This window comes from [Clostridium] symbiosum, assembly GCA_036419695.1.
GTDB classification, from domain to species: Bacteria; Bacillota; Clostridia; order Lachnospirales; family Lachnospiraceae; genus Otoolea; species Otoolea symbiosa_A.
The window spans coordinates 1,559,579-1,576,421 of the sequence record CP143946.1 but is presented as its reverse complement, the minus strand read 5'-3'; the positions used below and the strand labels follow the sequence as shown (position 1 = coordinate 1,576,421).

At 43.5% G+C, this 16,843-nt stretch carries 16 protein-coding genes and 3 pseudogenes; 1 reads left to right on the top strand and 18 read right to left on the bottom strand.

Annotated features, from left to right (window positions below; all coding sequences use genetic code 11):
• Positions 1–9 precede the first annotated feature (9 nt).
• The 5 genes and pseudogenes from V3C10_07425 to V3C10_07405 all read right to left on the bottom strand — a co-directional run bounded on the left by V3C10_07425 (position 10) and on the right by V3C10_07405 (position 7,307).
• Positions 10–1,431: a DEAD/DEAH box helicase gene (locus tag V3C10_07425; protein WVP63624.1), complete on the bottom strand. Its 1,422-nt coding sequence runs from the start codon at positions 1,429–1,431 to the stop codon at positions 10–12.
• A 276-nt stretch (positions 1,432–1,707) separates the two neighbouring features.
• Complete coding sequence (locus V3C10_07420) at positions 1,708–2,214, bottom strand: hypothetical protein (GenBank protein WVP63623.1); 507 nt, start codon at positions 2,212–2,214, stop codon at positions 1,708–1,710.
• The gene (locus V3C10_07415; protein ID WVP63622.1) at positions 2,174–5,638 is read right to left on the bottom strand and encodes a hypothetical protein; all 3,465 of its coding nucleotides are present in this window, start codon (positions 5,636–5,638) and stop codon (positions 2,174–2,176) included. The genes V3C10_07420 and V3C10_07415 overlap by 41 nt, the downstream gene beginning before the upstream one ends.
• Before the next feature lie 885 nt (positions 5,639–6,523).
• A complete protein-coding gene (locus V3C10_07410) occupies positions 6,524–7,201 on the bottom strand; it encodes an ATP-binding cassette domain-containing protein (protein WVP63621.1) in 678 nt (225 codons plus the stop codon).
• Position 7,202: 1 nt separating this feature from the next.
• A pseudogene (locus tag V3C10_07405) lies at positions 7,203–7,307 on the bottom strand (DUF6783 domain-containing protein).
• On the opposite strand from V3C10_07405, the pseudogene V3C10_07400 reads away from it, so the two are divergent.
• Positions 7,284–7,598, top strand: a pseudogene (locus V3C10_07400) (DUF6783 domain-containing protein). The pseudogenes V3C10_07405 and V3C10_07400 sit on opposite strands and share 24 nt — an antisense overlap.
• Before the next feature lie 1,286 nt (positions 7,599–8,884).
• Here V3C10_07400 and V3C10_07395 read toward each other — a convergent pair.
• From V3C10_07395 to V3C10_07335, 13 genes and pseudogenes are all read right to left on the bottom strand, one after another.
• On the bottom strand, positions 8,885–9,646 hold the full coding sequence (locus V3C10_07395) for a hypothetical protein (protein ID WVP63620.1): 762 nt from the start codon (positions 9,644–9,646) through the stop codon (positions 8,885–8,887).
• Positions 9,647–9,778: 132 nt separating this feature from the next.
• Positions 9,779–11,101, bottom strand: a complete 1,323-nt coding sequence (locus tag V3C10_07390) for an ATP-binding protein (GenBank protein WVP63619.1) — start codon at positions 11,099–11,101, stop codon at positions 9,779–9,781.
• On the bottom strand, positions 11,098–11,817 hold the full coding sequence (locus V3C10_07385; protein WVP63618.1) for a LytTR family DNA-binding domain-containing protein: 720 nt from the start codon (positions 11,815–11,817) through the stop codon (positions 11,098–11,100). Before V3C10_07385 ends, V3C10_07390 begins: the two co-directional genes overlap by 4 nt.
• Before the next feature lie 84 nt (positions 11,818–11,901).
• Positions 11,902–12,480: an urea carboxylase-associated family protein gene (locus V3C10_07380; GenBank protein WVP63617.1), complete on the bottom strand. Its 579-nt coding sequence runs from the start codon at positions 12,478–12,480 to the stop codon at positions 11,902–11,904.
• Between the two features lie 245 nt (positions 12,481–12,725).
• Positions 12,726–13,151 (bottom strand): GNAT family N-acetyltransferase, encoded by a 426-nt coding sequence (locus V3C10_07375; protein WVP63616.1) that lies wholly within the window; start codon positions 13,149–13,151, stop codon positions 12,726–12,728.
• Positions 13,152–13,521: 370 nt separating this feature from the next.
• Positions 13,522–13,899 carry a hypothetical protein gene (locus V3C10_07370; protein WVP63615.1) on the bottom strand — a complete coding sequence of 126 codons (378 nt, stop codon included), beginning with the start codon at positions 13,897–13,899 and terminating at the stop codon, positions 13,522–13,524.
• Between the two features lie 85 nt (positions 13,900–13,984).
• Positions 13,985–14,422, bottom strand: coding sequence for a hypothetical protein (locus V3C10_07365; protein WVP63614.1), 438 nt, complete (start codon positions 14,420–14,422; stop codon positions 13,985–13,987).
• 136 nt (positions 14,423–14,558) lie between these two features.
• Positions 14,559–14,738 (bottom strand): hypothetical protein, encoded by a 180-nt coding sequence (locus V3C10_07360; protein WVP63613.1) that lies wholly within the window; start codon positions 14,736–14,738, stop codon positions 14,559–14,561.
• Positions 14,739–14,777: 39 nt separating this feature from the next.
• On the bottom strand, positions 14,778–15,071 hold the full coding sequence (locus V3C10_07355) for a DUF2695 domain-containing protein (protein WVP63612.1): 294 nt from the start codon (positions 15,069–15,071) through the stop codon (positions 14,778–14,780).
• A gap of 97 nt (positions 15,072–15,168) precedes the next feature.
• Positions 15,169–15,285 (bottom strand): annotated as a pseudogene (locus tag V3C10_07350) (pyridoxamine 5'-phosphate oxidase).
• A gap of 216 nt (positions 15,286–15,501) precedes the next feature.
• Positions 15,502–16,011 carry a hypothetical protein gene (locus tag V3C10_07345; protein WVP63611.1) on the bottom strand — a complete coding sequence of 170 codons (510 nt, stop codon included), beginning with the start codon at positions 16,009–16,011 and terminating at the stop codon, positions 15,502–15,504.
• Positions 16,012–16,025: 14 nt separating this feature from the next.
• The gene (locus tag V3C10_07340; GenBank protein ID WVP63610.1) at positions 16,026–16,274 is read right to left on the bottom strand and encodes a hypothetical protein; all 249 of its coding nucleotides are present in this window, start codon (positions 16,272–16,274) and stop codon (positions 16,026–16,028) included.
• Between the two features lie 199 nt (positions 16,275–16,473).
• Positions 16,474–16,836, bottom strand: a complete 363-nt coding sequence (locus V3C10_07335; GenBank protein ID WVP63609.1) for a hypothetical protein — start codon at positions 16,834–16,836, stop codon at positions 16,474–16,476.
• Between the last annotated feature and the right edge of the window lie 7 nt (positions 16,837–16,843).

Below are 16,843 nucleotides of genomic sequence, written 5' to 3'. Positions count from 1 at the left end.
CCTGTGGGGTTATTTTTGAAGTTGGTTCTGGTTCCTTTTTTCTTTTGGTTTTCTGCTGCTTTGCGGCCTGTTTTGCGGCTTGTCCTGCATTCTGGCCTGCGGCCTGTCCTCCGTCGTCCGCTGTTTTTTCTTTGCCGTCTGGTTTCCCGGTGCCGGAGCCGCTGCGGATGGTTTCCGCGAGTTTTTTTTGGACGGTTCCTGGGATAGTTTCCGCGACCCTTTTGAGGACGGTTCCTGGGATGCTGCCCTGGCTCCTCTCTTTGGCTGAACTGCCTTTACTGCAGGAAAATTGTTTACCAGAGGATACGGATGTTCTTTTACTTCCGTTAACTTCTTACCGATTAATTTTTCGATATCGGCAAGCTGTTCTTTTTCATCAAAGTCGCAGAAAGAAATGGCAACGCCTCCGAGGCCTGCCCTGCCGGTTCGGCCGATGCGGTGTACATAGGTCTCCGGCACGTCCGGCAGATCGTAATTGATCACATGGGACAGTTCATCAATATCAATGCCCCTCGCCGCAATATCGGTTGCTATGAGCACCTGTAACCTTTTATTTTTAAAATCGTTTAATGCCTTCTGCCGCGCTCCCTGTGATTTATCGCCGTGGATTGCCTGGGCTACCACTTTGCTTCTCGACAACTGTTTTACGATGCGGTCGGCTCCGTGTTTGGTCCTCGTAAACACCAGGGTCGAATCGATTTTTTCATTCTTTAGTATATGCAAAAGTAAATCTTTTTTATTGCCTTTGTCCACAAAGTACAAATATTGGTCAATCGAATCCACAGTCGTGGATGCGGGAGTTACCTCGATCTTCACCGGTGATTTCAGAATTTTTCCCGCCAGCTTCGCAATGTCCGGCGGCATTGTGGCCGAGAAGAACAGCGTCTGCTTATTGACTGGGGTTTTGGCCAGGATTTTTTTGATATCGTGAATAAATCCCATGTCCAGCATGCGGTCGGCTTCGTCCAGCACAAGAATTTTAATGTGCTCGATATTTACAATCTTCTGATCCATGAGATCTAATAATCTTCCCGGTGTCGCCACCAGTATATCGACTCCCTGTCTCAAACTCGTCTCCTGCGGTTTTTGAGACACACCGCCAAATACCACGCAGGTTTTTAAATCCAGAAACTTTCCGTAAGTATTGAAGCTCTCATAGATCTGTATGGCAAGCTCTCTGGTGGGCGTGACGACCAGAGCCCGGATTTTTTGTTTCTCCCAACGCGGTATTTTTTCCTCACTGAGTATTTGAAGCGTTGGAATGGCAAACGCCGCCGTCTTTCCAGTGCCTGTCTGCGCGCAGCCGAGCAAATCCTTCCCGCTTAGTACAACCGGAATGGCCTCTTCCTGGATTGGGGTGGGGATTTCGTAGTTTTCATTTTCTAATGCCTTTATGATTGACGGCATGATATTCAGTTCTTTAAATTGCATATTCTCTCCTATTAACTTTTGTGATATAAAAACAAATCTCTTTTGGGATTGGTTTGTTCTCTGGATTGGCTTGTTCTTTTAGATTTGCTTGCTCTTTCTATACATTGAGTTTTGATTATACCACAGAATTTGAGTTTTGGGGATATTTATGATATTCCTCTCTGCGGGCTTATCATTTCATAGGAGTAATTTACTGTGATATAAGAAGACCGGCTCCCCTCATGGGCCGCCGGTCTTTCTTATATCACAGCATCACCGCTGCTTTCCTTCCTGTTTTTATCCTGTGTGTTTCCCCGCCCCATCCATTCCGTCTGATTTCTCCGTCCACTCCTTCAGTACCTGCAAATATGCCTCCAGTGCCTCATTCTGACAATACTCATATTCTGTCAGCTCAGACAACATCCCGAAAAACTCAGCTTCCGTAAACAATTCCTTTGGGATCACAACCCCACAAATTTCTTCCTGGCTCCCCTTGTCCGTTTCACTAATCTCACGCATCACATAAAAAAGTTCCCGGGCTGCATTATTCTTAAGATCTTCGAAAAGCTCAGACGTAACCCGCAGCATCTCTGATGCCTTATCCCGTATTGTTCCCTCGGAAATATTAAACCAAATATCGAAATTATATAGTTCCAGGGTTTCGTCATACTCTTCTTCCAAATTATCGAGACACTCTTTATACCTACTGTAGTCAGAGTATTTTCCTACTGCATACAGCAGACGTTCTTTCAGTATTTCGCTCTTACTTCTTTCTCCCGTCACCTGCCCCATTTTCCCGTCCATCACTGATCTCCTCCGCAATCAATTTACATATATCGTTCCAGATCGTAAGCATTTTATCATATATTCCAAAGTACCTTAACAGCCCTTTCTCCCTCAATCGTATTACGCTGATTTTCCATTCCCCTTCACCCATGTCGGCAATATCCGACAAAATCCTCATTTGTTCCTCCGTCAGTTCGTCTGGAAAAACTTTGATAAAATCTGCATCAAAGATTATCTCTGCTATCAAAAAATACGTTTCAAAGCTTACAGAACCTCCGGTCCAGGTTCCATCCATCGCAAATGTATTTTCTATTTCAAACAATTCTACCAGGTTCGCGACAATCTCTTCCTCTGTATTTGCATACAATTTATCATGCATTATTTTAGCCAGCGGAACCATCACCCGGCGTATAAACACATCCTGCTTCAACTGATAGAGCAGGGAAATAAATTCTCTCTCCTGTTGAAAAGATTTTAACCACCGTTTTCCCGTTTCAATCAGTTCCGTTAAATCTTCCGGCTTTGTTGAGACTGATTCCAGCGCCTCTTCTTCCTCCAGAAACAGATAATAAAAATACGTTCCCAACCTCTCGGGCGGCAAAGTGCGCAGATGTTCAATATGGAAACTAAGCGCAGGAATACGGTTCGAAAGATAATACCACTTTTGGCGATGCACTAAAACATGAATTTTCTCCATTTGCTGCATCACCTTGTCATCCCACAGCATGAATTCCGGAAACAGCTGTTCCAGCTCACTCTGTGAAAAAATCCCTTCTTCATTACCGGATAAAGCCATTTGTGTTAAGAAATTTTCCAATACTTCGTTCGGCGCTTCACATTGTTCCGCAATATACCGCACAACCGCACACGATGCCACCGAAATATCCACCGGTAAATTTCCATTCCACTGAATCAATCCGATTATGAATTCCAGTGATTCTTCCTCGTCCATAAAGGAGGACCAGTACTGGTTCCAGGTAAGCTCTTCGGCTGTCATAATATCCTTTATTTGAACCGGAATCTCTCGGTTCCGAAGCCATTCGGCAAAATCATCCACCTCTGTCGGCAGAATTTCCTCCAGGTATCCGTCCTTGAACTCCTGCTTAATCTCGTTTACCGTCCACTTAGTACGTTTGGGATATTCATCGTTTTGCTCCTCGTCGTTCTCATCCCCAGAGTCATTCCCGATTTCCTGCGTAAACCATTGGTCATACTTTTCGATTTTAACCAGCAAAGTATTCGGCAGTTCTAAGCCGAAGTTATGATATGCCTCCTCACATTCAATTTCCCAATCAGAAAATTCCTCCTCATCTTTCATAACCGCCGCCAGGCACAATTCCGCATCATATAACTTTTCCAGGTAAGCTGAAATTTTCTCTTTGTTAATCTCAATATACCGCTCCCATTCATGTCTGCAGCTCCGCTCAAACGCACCACCCTCCAGCTCCATCCTGTTTTGCATCAGGCTATTCATGTAAATATCGATCAGCCACTCTTTATCCCTGCAGATTCCCATTTCTATCATCTGAACGGCAACATCAGAAAAAAGCTCCAAATCTTCGCTAAGAACGGACTCCGGATACTGCTCCACGTTCTGGACAAACGAAAAAAAGTGCTCTTCAAACCAGGGCTTCAGCATCGAACACTTTTCCCTGTCATACAGCATAAATAATTGCAGCCAACGGCCAAAACTCTGCTCCGTTCCTGTCTGTTCCGTTCTGAATGTTTGAAAATAATGATTCATCTCTTTATTATGCTGTAAAATCTTCTTATATCTGTCATAGAAAATGATAGAAGCAGAATCCAACAGCATAATTGATTTGTTCATCACCTCATGATACCAGATATCTGCATTTTTCATCCCCTTCAAAAGGTTTAGGAATTCAATGCACTGAGTATAGTAAATGCAGCTCTGCAACAAAACAGGTCCATATTTTTCTAAATTTTCCCTGATTATATCCTGAATAAAGTCCTTGACGGATGGATTTTGAAACGTAATTGCATAAAGTACTCCGTACTCCTGATTATATAAATCGGTCCGGATGACCGTCTTTTCCAGTTCCACGATAACTTCGGCAAATCCCTTCCACTCTAAGAATTTGTCGTATGCCTTAAGCACTTCCAAATAACATTTTTCCAGAATCATCCACTCCACTGGAAGCGGCATAATTGCCATCAGGAGATATAGGACTTTCGCCTCCTGGGACAACTCTTCAAATATTTTCTTCCAGAAATCCGTTGGGCAGTTCAGATATCGAAAGAACTGCTCCACACAGTCATCAGGCGTCATATCCGGAGAGATCATCCCAACAAACGTTTCAATCACCCGCGGATTGTAATTAGGTGACTTTATAATTTCAGAACCGGCACCGCTGAGCCGTTTCACCTGAGACCATGTCAAGGATGCATTCTTTAAATGGCCGTAATAGATTCTCAGTTTATCCTGATTGGAATACTGCTCTACACGGCAATCAAGTTTATAATTCTTTACCAGCCTCCTGAATTCCTCATTCTTCTTCAGTCCCTGTTCCAAAATATATTCCCGGGTAGTTATAATCAGAATGCAGTCTTTTCTCTTTTGAATATGTTCGATAAAGGAAATCAGATCTTTTGTTCTTTTTCCATTTCCCAAAGCATCAAAACCGGTATCCCCCAAAAAATCATCAAAGACAATCACCTTTTTCGAATCGGTACTCTCTGCAATATACAAATCATCCACCGATGACGCATAAATAAAGGATTGAAATTTAAATTTTGTATAGTAATACAGCGCCGCCTGATTCGCCAGGGTTGTTTTCCCCACCCCCGGCTCCCCTGATATAATTAAGGTGCGGCTGCGCTCCAGCTTTCTGATTGCCTCCTCATAAACGTCTGTCTCTACAAAAAATTTTGCTTTTTCGATGGCCTCCTCAAGATTTATCCTGGAACGTTCCAACAACGGGCTATGTACCACTTCATGAAGTGTACGTCTTAAAACGTTCGCGTTTTGTATCCAAAGCTTAGGATATTTTTCTTCAACAGCCCGGTATTTCACGTCTCCACTACTCAAGTCATTATTCAAATCCGCTCCGGTTATTATATCTTCCGGACTTATGATATATGGTGAAAACAGCTCCATAACCTGTGTCTTTTTCTTCACCCCAATATCACCGGAAAGCACCAGAATATAACGGCAGATCCTGACTCCCTGCTCAGCCAGCCTGTCCAGTTTTACTTTTTCTGCTTTAGCGATCTTTAATATCGTTCCACTGGTAATGCGCCCCCATTTAACCTGGAGAATGATTACACTTCCATCCTTCAGGACACATCTTCCATCTATCCCCTGATCCGGTCCGCCGGCAAAGGTCTCAAACGTAATTCCCACCCGTTTTTGTACCATATCACGAGCAAACGTTTGAAATTCCATTGGTTGAAAAATATCGTAAAAATTATATCCCGCCATACTTTATCTCCTGTACACAGCCATTTCAGTCCTCCCCATTTTAAATCGGGTCCTAAAGATTGTGGCTACGGACCTGGTCTGTCCCGGTCAAAGATTCACATGCTCCTGAATTAGCCGTAAAAAGATTCAATTAAATTCTATATAAATGATTAACCGGTTATAACTTGAAAAAAATCATTTACATTTCATATATATTGAAATTATATCATAGAAATTCAGGCTTGACGATCGAATCAGGATTGTACAGGAATATAATAAACTACAATCAAAAATAATTCCGCCGATATCACCTCCATGATGTTCATTAGACGTCTCTTGCTTGGAAGACAACCGGAACGATAAGCTGCTTTTAAGTTGTAATGCAATGATTTGTGGGTTTAAAAAGGGGATGGACGTTTTTTATGTCCATCCCCTTGCAACTTCCACTTACCTTTCGCCCGTGCTCCCGTTGAAACCTGCACCCCCGGCTTCGAAAGCCGCTCATATTCCACATCCACACCTGCATAGCAGGGTAGCCGGAGGGCTGGCTTCCCCATATGTTACCCGACTCTTGTTCCGTTTGGCACAGGTTTTTCCGGCATCGCCAGAACCGGGGTCATTCCGTCCTCATAACCTATATCCCACAGCATCCCGTGTGATATGACACCGAACATTTCTCTCGGCGCCAGATTGACAACAAATTTTCTGCTTTTATATCTGCCATCCCAGTTCCCCTGCCTTTTCCATCCTTTCACTTTGACGGGCTGACTTTTTCCACCAAAGTTTTTCTAATACATGCTTCTGCTCTTTTCATTCTCATATCAGCGCAGGGAAATGTCAAACGACTCATTTCATATCATAACTATCCGAAAACTATCATAACTTCAAAATATTATTCCTCCGTTTTTACCCCAGCTCCCGATAATGCTCTGCTATTTCCCCGGTAATCGGAGCCAGCCGTCCCTCCTCAATAAAATATACCTGATCGCACAGCTGCTCGATATCTTTGTAATGATGTGAAGTCAGAAAAATTGTCTTATCCTCCGCTTTCAGCATACGGATGATCGTCTTAACATCCTCATACGTTTTATAATCCAGGGCATTGAACGGCTCATCCAGGACCAGAATATCCTGGCCTTCCATGATGGCCTGTGCAAGCCCTAATTTCTGCTTCATTCCGAGGGAGTAATGCTCGACTTTCGTTTTATCTCCCGGGTCAAGGCCAACCTTGCCCATGGCCTCTTCAATTTCTTCTTCGCCAATCTTTCCCTGAATATCCGCCAGGAATTTAAGATTCTGAAAACCACTGTAAATGCCGATAAAGCCTGGTGAATTAATAAACACGCCTATATTTTCCGGAAAATCCCGGCCATTCTTACCGAGTTGCTTCCCGCGCACGTAGACGCTGCCCTGATCGGGTTTCTCAAAGCCGCAGAGTATTTTAAACAGTACCGATTTGCCGCTGCCGTTGGCACCGACGAGGCCGACCGTCGTTCCGCGTTCCACGGATAACGATACCTCTTCTAAAACCTTTCTATGCCCGAATCGTTTTGATACATTTCTTATTTCGAGATACGAACTCATATCATTTCCTCCTTGAGCGTGTTTTAAAATTGCTTTCCGTCAAATGTACGTCACACTTTGTGGGAGATTTTACCCCGATGAAGGAGGCGTAGTGGGCTACGCTGACTGAATCGGGGCAAAATATGCCGCGAAGTGGGGCGTGCAGATGGCGGAAATGAATTTTCAAACACGCTCTAATACAGTATTTTTTTACAGCCAAACAGTAACAAGTACACAAGCATCAGTATGGCAAGAGATAACTCCAATCCAAAAGCTGCGGCGGCCGGAATTCCCACGCCGGAATTCAATTCCGCAATCCGCGTCAGGCCAGATAAACCAAACGGCAGATAAGATACCCATGGCTGAGGTATCATGCAAAGCAGATTTCCTGCAATCAGCGCAAGAAAACCGATTGTGATCTGCTTAGAGAAAACATAAATACACATCATGACAAGATACTGCACCATAGTATCAAGAAAACGCATGAAAACGGCATACAGAAGCAGGCTCCATACCATCTCCCCGGCTCCGTATCCAAAGACGCATATTGTAAAAGCACTCGCTGTTAACCACAGAAGCGCGTAGACAGCGAGAAATATTGTGCCGGCCGACAGAATTCCCCGCATCAATTTCCTGCGGCTTACCGCGCGCAGAGAAATAAAAAGAGATTGTCCACTTACCGTCTGTTCCACGAAAAACGCCAGAAGATAGAGAGGCGCATCGACCATAATCATCATTTCAAGAAATGGAAAGACCCGGAAATAACCTGTCCCGTGCCCGGCAAACAGGGAATAAATCCAATCCGGTCCAGTCTCTGTAAGCCGGAGTCCAACTCCTCTGTAAAGGGCCGTGGCCAAAACGACGGTACTGAGAATCAGGAGATTCCGTCCCGCAGCCAGTTCACGGATATAATAGACGCCAATGCCAGAAATACGCCACTGCGGAAGGGAAATCCGTCCCTTCCATCCAAATCGGACCGTTACGGCAATGATTATAACAAATATTAATAAAGTAAAACCCGTAACCGCAAAACGGCCGTGTGAGCCTAAATTGTGGTGCAGGATCAGCAGATGATTGAACCCGGTCAGCGGCAGGTCCTGAATAGAAGGAAGTTTTATCCAAAAAGCTGAAAACAGATAAAGAGCAAGCAGCAGCCGGACCGACCATTTCCGGCCGCAGAAATGTCCAAGCCACATGCAGATCCCAAATATAATCAAACTTCCGCAAAACTGATAAAGAGTAAACGTCGCAAATGCCTGAACCGGAGTGGAAAAATACTGCCGCAGCACGGAAAACAGTTCTGCCGCCGTCGCTCCCGCAGGGAGTTCCCACCGGTTTCCCATTGGAAGCCCCATGCCGGACAGAAGAACCGCCGCACTTTGAACGGCGCACAGTGAAAAGGCGCCCGCCCCGGTTCCCAGCCATTTTCGTAAAAAATAAGCATGATAGCTTTGAAAACGCAGGATCACGGTTTCTTCATCGTCCTCCAAAAAGGAAAAACAGCTCAGCAGTAAAACAGGAAGCATAAAGTAAGTAAGATAGTAGTGATCCGATACTGCCGATAAAATATGCTGTTCGTAATAAATTCCACCAGTGTATCGGCCGCCGCTGGAAAAGAGCAGGCATCCGGCAAACAAGGCCAGTGCTTTTCCGGCTCCCCATAAACGGAGATTTTTTTTGGTAAGCGCCTCCATAACAGCCTCTTTAAACGGACACCACGGCATTTTTCCTGATTTTTGCAAAAAAGAACGCCGTCACTCCAATGACGCAAAGCAGCAGAACCGGACCTGTAAAAAACGAAAGAACCGTCACCACGCGGTCACTGACACAGGTTGGGTCGAAGGCAACAACTAACCGATATTCCGCCATATTCAAAATTGACATAATAAAATTTTCCAAAATCGTATACATAAACGGCCCGGTGAGTATTACAAATATATTTTTACAGTACATGGCAAGTGTAAAGCCAAAAGTCATTACCAAAATCCCGATTCCCCCTCTCCAACAGGACAGAATAACCGCATAGAGCATAGGAGACTCAACGAACAAATTCTGGAAAACATGTGAAAAGGTGTTTGTTTCCGGCGGAATCACAGGTGCTTTTACATATACTGCGTACACCGCGCACAGCACATAGGGAACCGCCATGATACAAAATGCCCCCAGAGCATAAGCAGTCCATTTCGCCGTCAAATATTTTTTAACCGGCACCCTGGGCGCGATGTACAGAAGAAAATTATTCTTGCGTTCATAATACAGATTCCAGCAAAGAGGAATCACTACAACCAGCGGATAAAGAAGGGAGAATACCCCGGTTCCCACCTCCCATGCCTCCAAATCATAGTGTAAGGTATAGTTTTGGTAGAGTACTCCGGTCAGAACACACATGATAATAGTTAACACAACGGTTGTGAGGAGCACCTGCAGGAAAACTTTTTTGAACTCACTTCTTATTAACTCAAGCATATCTCTCATTCCTTTCTTTTTTTCACAGTATATCGGAGTTCTGCCCGTGCTTCAACCGTCTGGAAATAAGAGAGGGTTTTAAGGGAACAAAATGTTATTTATTCCCTTAAAACCCTCGTTCATACCTTTTTATCATGGAAGAAGGACGCCGAAGACAACATAGTTCTCTCCCGAAACCTGTTCATTGCGCGTCAGGATCTTTCCGTGAAACCGCTCTGTGATACGCAGTATATTATACAAACCAAAACCGTGCCCCTCCCGGCTGCCCTTGGTTGTAAACCCTTTCCGGAACAGAGCCATAAACTCTGTATTCGACATGGCCGGGAACGGATTGGAAACAAGCAGTTCCAGATACGCACCGCTTTTTCTGCCTGTAACATAAATTACGCTTCCTTTGGGTGAAGCCTCGATTGCATTATCCAGTAAAATCCCGATTACCTCAATCCATTCCGTTTCCGGTGCCGCAGTTTTCTTAAAAAGGCCGTGTAACTGCAATTCTATATGAATCCCCGCCGCTTCGGCCTGCTTTATTTTCCCAAACAGCATTCCGGCTATGATCTTGCTGTCACACGAGAGCAGTTCCCGGTCATTGGAGTTGATGGCAACACCGTCCGTCAGGGCCGTCACCTCTCTTTGCGCCTCCTCCAACGTATCAGCGGAAGCCACAGCAGCCTCAATCGCCAAAATACGGTTCTGGAACTCATGCTGTCTTGCCCTGACCTGCAGGATCAGTTCCTCCACGATGGGGACATACTGTTCAATCATATGAATTCGTTTCCGCTCCTGTATTCTGCGCCGGTGCCAAAACAGCAGGATGCTGTTCAGCAGCAGAATCGCCAGCAAAAAGACTGTAATCAACCATAAATGAGAAAGAAATTGCTCCGCCTGAAAAGAAAGAGCCGTAAGCGCAGCCATCAGCAGAAATGCAATATCCGACGATATAATCCAGACCGCGATTCCCCCTGTTTGGATCAGATGCTGAACCTGACCATAAAAAGGCGTGTAAAGCGGCAATAGAATCAGGAGCAAGGTCAGCGCGCGGCTTCCAAGGGACAAAGAGGCGCCCGAAACACCGCACACAGCCGCCCCGGCAACACACAGACAGCGGACCAAAAGATAAAGAGAAAACACTGCCATTGTCCCACTAAGAATATCACCGTTGTCTCTTCCTCTGAAAAATATACTGTTGAGCAGCAGTACGGAAAAGAGCAGGAACAGCAAACCGACGATACTGTTGACCGGAACTATTTCAAACCCATGTATCGAAAACGTGGCGCTTACTCCTTCATCTGCAATAAAATTCATCCGCGGTACAATACACAGAACCAGTAAAACGGGAAAAAGCAGAAGGTCTTTTGCCTTTACCTCCGGCCTTTTTTGAAAAACTGCTTCGCAGCAAACTGCCAGCGCTCCGGCGTCTAAACCCGCCAGCACAAAATAGAATACAGGATTCATGACTCCCCCCACAGCACGGACTGATACTTATTTCCAACGGGGATGGCATCCATAACTCCTTTTAAGAAAATTTTTCTTCCGCTCTTGTCGATTCTGTCGATATGAGCCGTATTCACAAGGTAGCTTTTATGGCACTGCACAAAAGAAGCGCCCTGAAGCAGCTCCAGCATTCCGGCCAATGTATAGCCGGAAATAGTGTCTTCCTTCATACCTGACATACGATTATTAGTATGGATGGCCAGTTTCTTGCCAAAAGCTTCAATGTATACGATTTCCGCCGCTGTATATTCCAGAATAAACTGTTTTTGCTCAATCCGGATTGTCTTTCCCTGACGGTTTATCTGCTCAGACAGACCCATCGCATCACAAAATGCCTCTGTAAATTCTTCCTCGCCAAACGGTTTTATAAGGAAGCTGTAACACTTCACATCGCGGTAAGCGGAAAGTTCTTCCCCGGCCAGCGCTGTTTCAAATATGATTGGCGTATATTTATATTCCGGCAGTTCACGGATCTGCTTCGCCAGATGTGTTCCCTTATAATCCTCCAACTGGATATCCAAAATAAAAAGTGAAACTTCGTTTTCCCTGGCATACCGCAGCGCCTCACCGGCTTCAGAAAAAGAAATCACTTTGAGTTCGGGGGATATGTTACCGATATACCCGGCGATCCTTTTTACTGCATTTTGATTATCTTCTACTAACAATATTTTACCCATCTTACGGTTCCTCGATATTTTTTAAATGCTTACTCAGAGTCCCTGAAAATCCAGTTTTCCCGGTTCCACCGACCGGGATTTGATTTACTCGATGACAACTTTAACAGAAGTGCATGTTCCGCTGTTGCACTTGCTTTCAGAAACACTGCAGGCGGCAATCCCTAACCTGATATCCATCCGCGCTTCCAGCACAATCTTGTCACCCGCTTTGGAAACCGGTCTTTCCACGGAAATACTGCCGTCGGTGTTAATTCTCGTGTGCATGAACAAATTGACCGGTGTGATAATGGCGCGTTGTTCTTCAAGTGCCTTATTTATATTATCCAGGCAGTTAGGGTGTCCTTTTCCATTATGATAGAAAAAATCATACATCTCCGGTCTGCAGCATGGATGGAGCAAATCATGTTCCCCAACATCATCAGAAAGTATTTTTATCATGGGCCGGTATAAATTTGTATAAATAATATCACCGATGTTCAGTTTCAAAGATTCGTTGCAGTCAATCGTTACTCCGGTTGAAAGAAACTCATCTGCGTTGTCTTTTACCTCTGCAAAAAAATCCACTACCTGGCCGCCCTCAATGTCAATCACTGTTATCGTTTGACCTTCCCTGACATCAATTTTTATCCCGGAGCAGGCCGGAATCATATATTCTTTACTCAATTAATTATCCTCCTCAGAAATGTGCCGTATCCGTTCCAGGCCGCCGCTGCATAAAACTTCAAGATTGATAAATATTTTCTCAGGCGGCCAGTCCCACCATTTTAATTCCTGTAAATATGAAATAATTTCATCATCAAATCGTTTTCAGATTATTCGGGCCGGATTTACACCTGGCATCTGAATTCGCTCGAAAAGCAATATCGGTTTGCAAATCGTTCTTTTACTGCAATTTTTCAAACAGGCCTCTATTCCGATTCACCGTAGACCATCAGATATTCTTTCTCACCTGTCTCTTTCTCCGTCATGCTCTGTTGAATCTCGAAACCCGCTGCCCGGTAAAATGCCACTGCTCCAGAATTTCTTTCATATACATGCAATGAAAGGCGCTGTTTCTGCTTTGCAGTCTCAATCAACAGGCGGCCGATGCCCCTGCCCCGGTACTCTTCTTTTATAAATAATCCGGCAATATAGTCGGCATCCATCCCAATGAATCCCAGAATCTCCCCCGTTTCCTCATACACATAAACTTCCGCATTTGGCAGAACCGATTTAACTGATTCATAGTTCTGCTTCCAGTGTTCTTCCCCTATGAATGCATGGGCCTGCAGGTTTCCCTCCAGCCAAATCTCCATTATTTTATCTAAATCCCGAAACTCAAATAACCGTATCACGTAAACGCTCCTTTCTGTTCCTATTATACAGGACTGTGATGAAGAGTGCAATAGCAAAACAGAACAAATGTTCTGTCCGAATCATTGGTGTCCCTCTCAGCCAAAAATAAATACAGCCGTCTTCTGGTTGTTTTTATACATCCTGTTATGTACTACTTTAATTGTTTGATTCTTTTCATCTCCTGTTCTAAAAAGGTATTGTCTCCCTCTATCTTTCAACTTAAAAATTATTTATATTATGAAAAAACATAATAAGAAAGACTGCCATGACTTTTGAACACTTTGTCATAACAGCCTTTGTCTATAATTAACGGGGTTCGCGTTCATTCCGACGTCCAATCCCGCCTCGATAATTCTCTATTACAACTTGTCATTTTGCCTTACATCGTTCAGACATAAATTCCATCCATCTCTCCCGCTTCGTGATGGAAATTTTATCGGTCACGATTTCACCGTTTTCCCTGTTCTCATAGGTAATCGCAATTCCTATCGGCATAAGGCCCTGGGAGCATTTTTCCAATTTCTGAATATTTTGATACGGAATAATAATATTTTCTTCCATTAACCCAGTTATCACAATCAGACGTTCTTCTGTGAAATACGCCCACCCCTTTTGCCACTGACCCCATTTTCCAATCAGGCGCTCAATATAGCCGGCCTGAAAAAAATCAATCAATGTATCAGATTCTTCCATTGCACCAATCTTTACAAGGTTCTCTTTCTGCTTTTCAAGTTTTGTTTCCTTCATATTTTTCCACCTGCCCTTTTTACTTCAAAACTTAACATTTTGCTTGCATTACTTTGTTATAGATTGATTCCGTTTGCTTAATGTCTCACCGTATTGTTTCATGCTTTCTCTTTTCCTTCTCATAGAACGTCAAAAACTCTCCGCGGTCTTTGGCATAGAGTTTTTCTAATTCATAAGACAGGAAAAAAGGATCATAATCACTGAAACTGTCCGGCATGTATTGATGTATTTTCTCAGCAATGCGCTCTACATGTTCAATATCAACTCCGGTCACATTGAAAATCTTCTTTTCAGTGAAAATCAGAATCCGAACAATAAAGGGGCCGCCCTTTTGGCCAACCTGGGCGCAGATCCAGTAAATCTTATCACGCGGAATTGCCGTCACCTTCATTTTGTCCCCGCATAGCAGCAGATAAGAGGGCGTCAGTACGATCTTTTCTCCGTGAGGTTTCTTCCCTTCTCCGATCTCATATATGTATTCTTCCACCTGGATTTTACCTTCCAGTGCCTCCTGGTCGATCATTTGTCCCACCTTAAGCTGAATTTCCCGCGTCTAAAGCGCTGTATCTTGTTATCTCTTGTCCATTACCGCCCCGGCATTGATACGTCCGCCAAAGACATTCCGTGTTTTTTAGGAAAATAAGTATTCGCATATTCCCCTAATTCGAACCGTGAAAGATAGCACCCAGATTTTCAATATCCATAATGCGGTCATAAGAAACTCTCCCCGCATCAGAATAGGCCGGTACATAATAGATATCTAATTTTTCTTGAACATCCTGAAACATATTTTGTAAATCTTCTTGTTCTGCATAAGCACGGAATCTTCTTATTTTCATAAAGAGTTGTCCTCTAAATTCCAAACCTCCAATTTATTATCAGGTTACAATATCATATTTTTCATAGCAGTTTAATAACACTTCACAATCGCAATATCCACCCATTTCATTGAGCTCTGCAATTACACTTTCTATTTTTCCCTGTGGTAAATTGTTTGTAAGCCATTGCTCTGTAAAATGCAAAGTATTATCACAAGCAGTCTCTGATAATTGCGATTCCAAATAATGAAAGAGATTCCGAACCTTTGTTTTGCTAAGAATGTATTTTTTGTTTTGAGCAGCCTTCCATTTTTTCAGTAATGCCTTTTTATCCTCTTTTGATAGTTCCGACATGGCTTACCTCCCCTTTACACCAAAGATAGACAAATTCCTGTCATAAGCTTTCCACCAAATATACCATTATGTACGACACAGGACTTTTCCCAAAACCTCAATGGATCTCAAAGCTTTCCGAATAGAAGTTTACATAGCAGCGCCCGCTGGCTGCGACAAATTTCAAAGCACAATAATCCGGGTCAGTCACACCTTCGGGGTAGTACATCGTGTCACGATGCCGACTCGTTTGCGTGGTGGAAGCATGGCCTTCATGTTTGGATATCCTCCTCAATCCATATTCCAATTTGCCAATTACACCTTGTTTCGTCAATTGATCCATCCATTCCTGATCCACCGTTTTTCTTATCCTTACCATACGTTCTTCATCTGCCCGGTCATGATCGCAAACAAACAAGCTATCCCTACAGCTTGAAAGTTGTGCGACCCCCTAATCTGGAAGCAACATAGGCACACCAGGCCAGTTCAATTCCGGCATTGAATCCAATTTGTTCAAAAACACAAATATGGTCTGCTTATTGCCCCAAATTCCCGAATCAGGTTTTCTTGTGCATAATGTGATATGATAATATCCCGGCTCTATGGGAATGGTCTGTTCCAAAGGGCAATCTGAACTCCACTCCATTAACCAGAACAAATCAATTACACATAACTTTTCGTCTTGGATCTCAATACCCAGGCGAATCGCAACTGGATATTCCGCCAGTAACTTTTCTTCCGGATAGCCCTCTCTAAACTTGAGTATAAATTCACCACTACTTCCTGTACAGAAACCTACTACATCGCCCTTTCTGACATGCTTTGCCACATCCTCCGGTTTTGAATATTCTTCTTCAAAGAAATTACAACCTTCCGAAATATTTTTATTTGTTTCAGGCGAATAAAAAACAATACCCATTCCATCTATCAATAAGTGAAGGTCTTTTTCTTCAAACTTCATATGACATTTTCTCCTCATTCATAAATTTTTCCCATATATAATATTTTTGCAAATGTTTGATAGTCCATTTTTTCCCAATCAATGGTATCATCAAAGCCAGTATAGTCCTCTATCCAGTTTGCCATCTGTTCCAAAAAATCAGCAATCGTAATATTTGCCCATTCTTCGGGATGCTCTTTTGCATCCAAAGCTAACTGAACAAGAAAATTCAAGAAATCATCCATATTTATTATACTGCTTATTAACTCTACTGGATTTTCCATTGTCATTCTCCATCATAACTTTCAGCAGCGAATCCGCATACTCTGCGAATGGGAACCAACGTCTGCAAAACAAATATGATTTTATCCGTTCATCTAGTTACCGTAACAATTTTCCATTAATTACGTCAGGAAAGTCTGTCATTTTACGGGTAGTGTTTTGAAAGTAACCTTTTATTTTCACAATTTCCTGCGGAATCCTCTAAGGATTCCAAACACTATCAACAATTATTTCGTGCCAGTTTGGCTTAATAGGAGTCAGCTTTACATTTGAGTAACTGGAAGGCTCATGTATGGGCAATTCTATATCGCAGACATCATTTTCGGAGTACAAAATATAGGTGTCACTCGTGATATAAGATGTATTTCCCTCATTGAGATAATCTTCTTCCTCACCGGAAAATGTGTGCTGATAAAACGCAACATCTTCATGTCCGGGTTCCCCTCCGCTGATACCGGTATGCTTTCTTTTCCCCTGGTGAAGTTCCTTTGCAACACGTTCGTAATGGTTCATCTTGCATTCCATGATAAACGCGCTTGCAGGCGGCACCGCCCATTGCTTCATCAGCATC

Coding starts and splice junctions, on each gene's coding strand:
- V3C10_07425 (WVP63624.1), bottom strand. CDS start 1,431: ATGCAATTTAAAGAACTGAATATCATGCCGTCAATCATAAAGGCATTA.
- V3C10_07420 (WVP63623.1), bottom strand. CDS start 2,214: ATGGACGGGAAAATGGGGCAGGTGACGGGAGAAAGAAGTAAGAGCGAA.
- V3C10_07415 (WVP63622.1), bottom strand. CDS start 5,638: ATGGCGGGATATAATTTTTACGATATTTTTCAACCAATGGAATTTCAA.
- V3C10_07410 (WVP63621.1), bottom strand. CDS start 7,201: ATGAGTTCGTATCTCGAAATAAGAAATGTATCAAAACGATTCGGGCAT.
- V3C10_07395 (WVP63620.1), bottom strand. CDS start 9,646: ATGCTTGAGTTAATAAGAAGTGAGTTCAAAAAAGTTTTCCTGCAGGTG.
- V3C10_07390 (WVP63619.1), bottom strand. CDS start 11,101: ATGAATCCTGTATTCTATTTTGTGCTGGCGGGTTTAGACGCCGGAGCG.
- V3C10_07385 (WVP63618.1), bottom strand. CDS start 11,817: ATGGGTAAAATATTGTTAGTAGAAGATAATCAAAATGCAGTAAAAAGG.
- V3C10_07370 (WVP63615.1), bottom strand. CDS start 13,899: ATGAAGGAAACAAAACTTGAAAAGCAGAAAGAGAACCTTGTAAAGATT.
- V3C10_07365 (WVP63614.1), bottom strand. CDS start 14,422: ATGATCGACCAGGAGGCACTGGAAGGTAAAATCCAGGTGGAAGAATAC.
- V3C10_07360 (WVP63613.1), bottom strand. CDS start 14,738: ATGAAAATAAGAAGATTCCGTGCTTATGCAGAACAAGAAGATTTACAA.
- V3C10_07355 (WVP63612.1), bottom strand. CDS start 15,071: ATGTCGGAACTATCAAAAGAGGATAAAAAGGCATTACTGAAAAAATGG.
- V3C10_07345 (WVP63611.1), bottom strand. CDS start 16,011: ATGAAGTTTGAAGAAAAAGACCTTCACTTATTGATAGATGGAATGGGT.
- V3C10_07340 (WVP63610.1), bottom strand. CDS start 16,274: ATGGAAAATCCAGTAGAGTTAATAAGCAGTATAATAAATATGGATGAT.
- V3C10_07335 (WVP63609.1), bottom strand. CDS start 16,836: ATGAAGCAATGGGCGGTGCCGCCTGCAAGCGCGTTTATCATGGAATGC.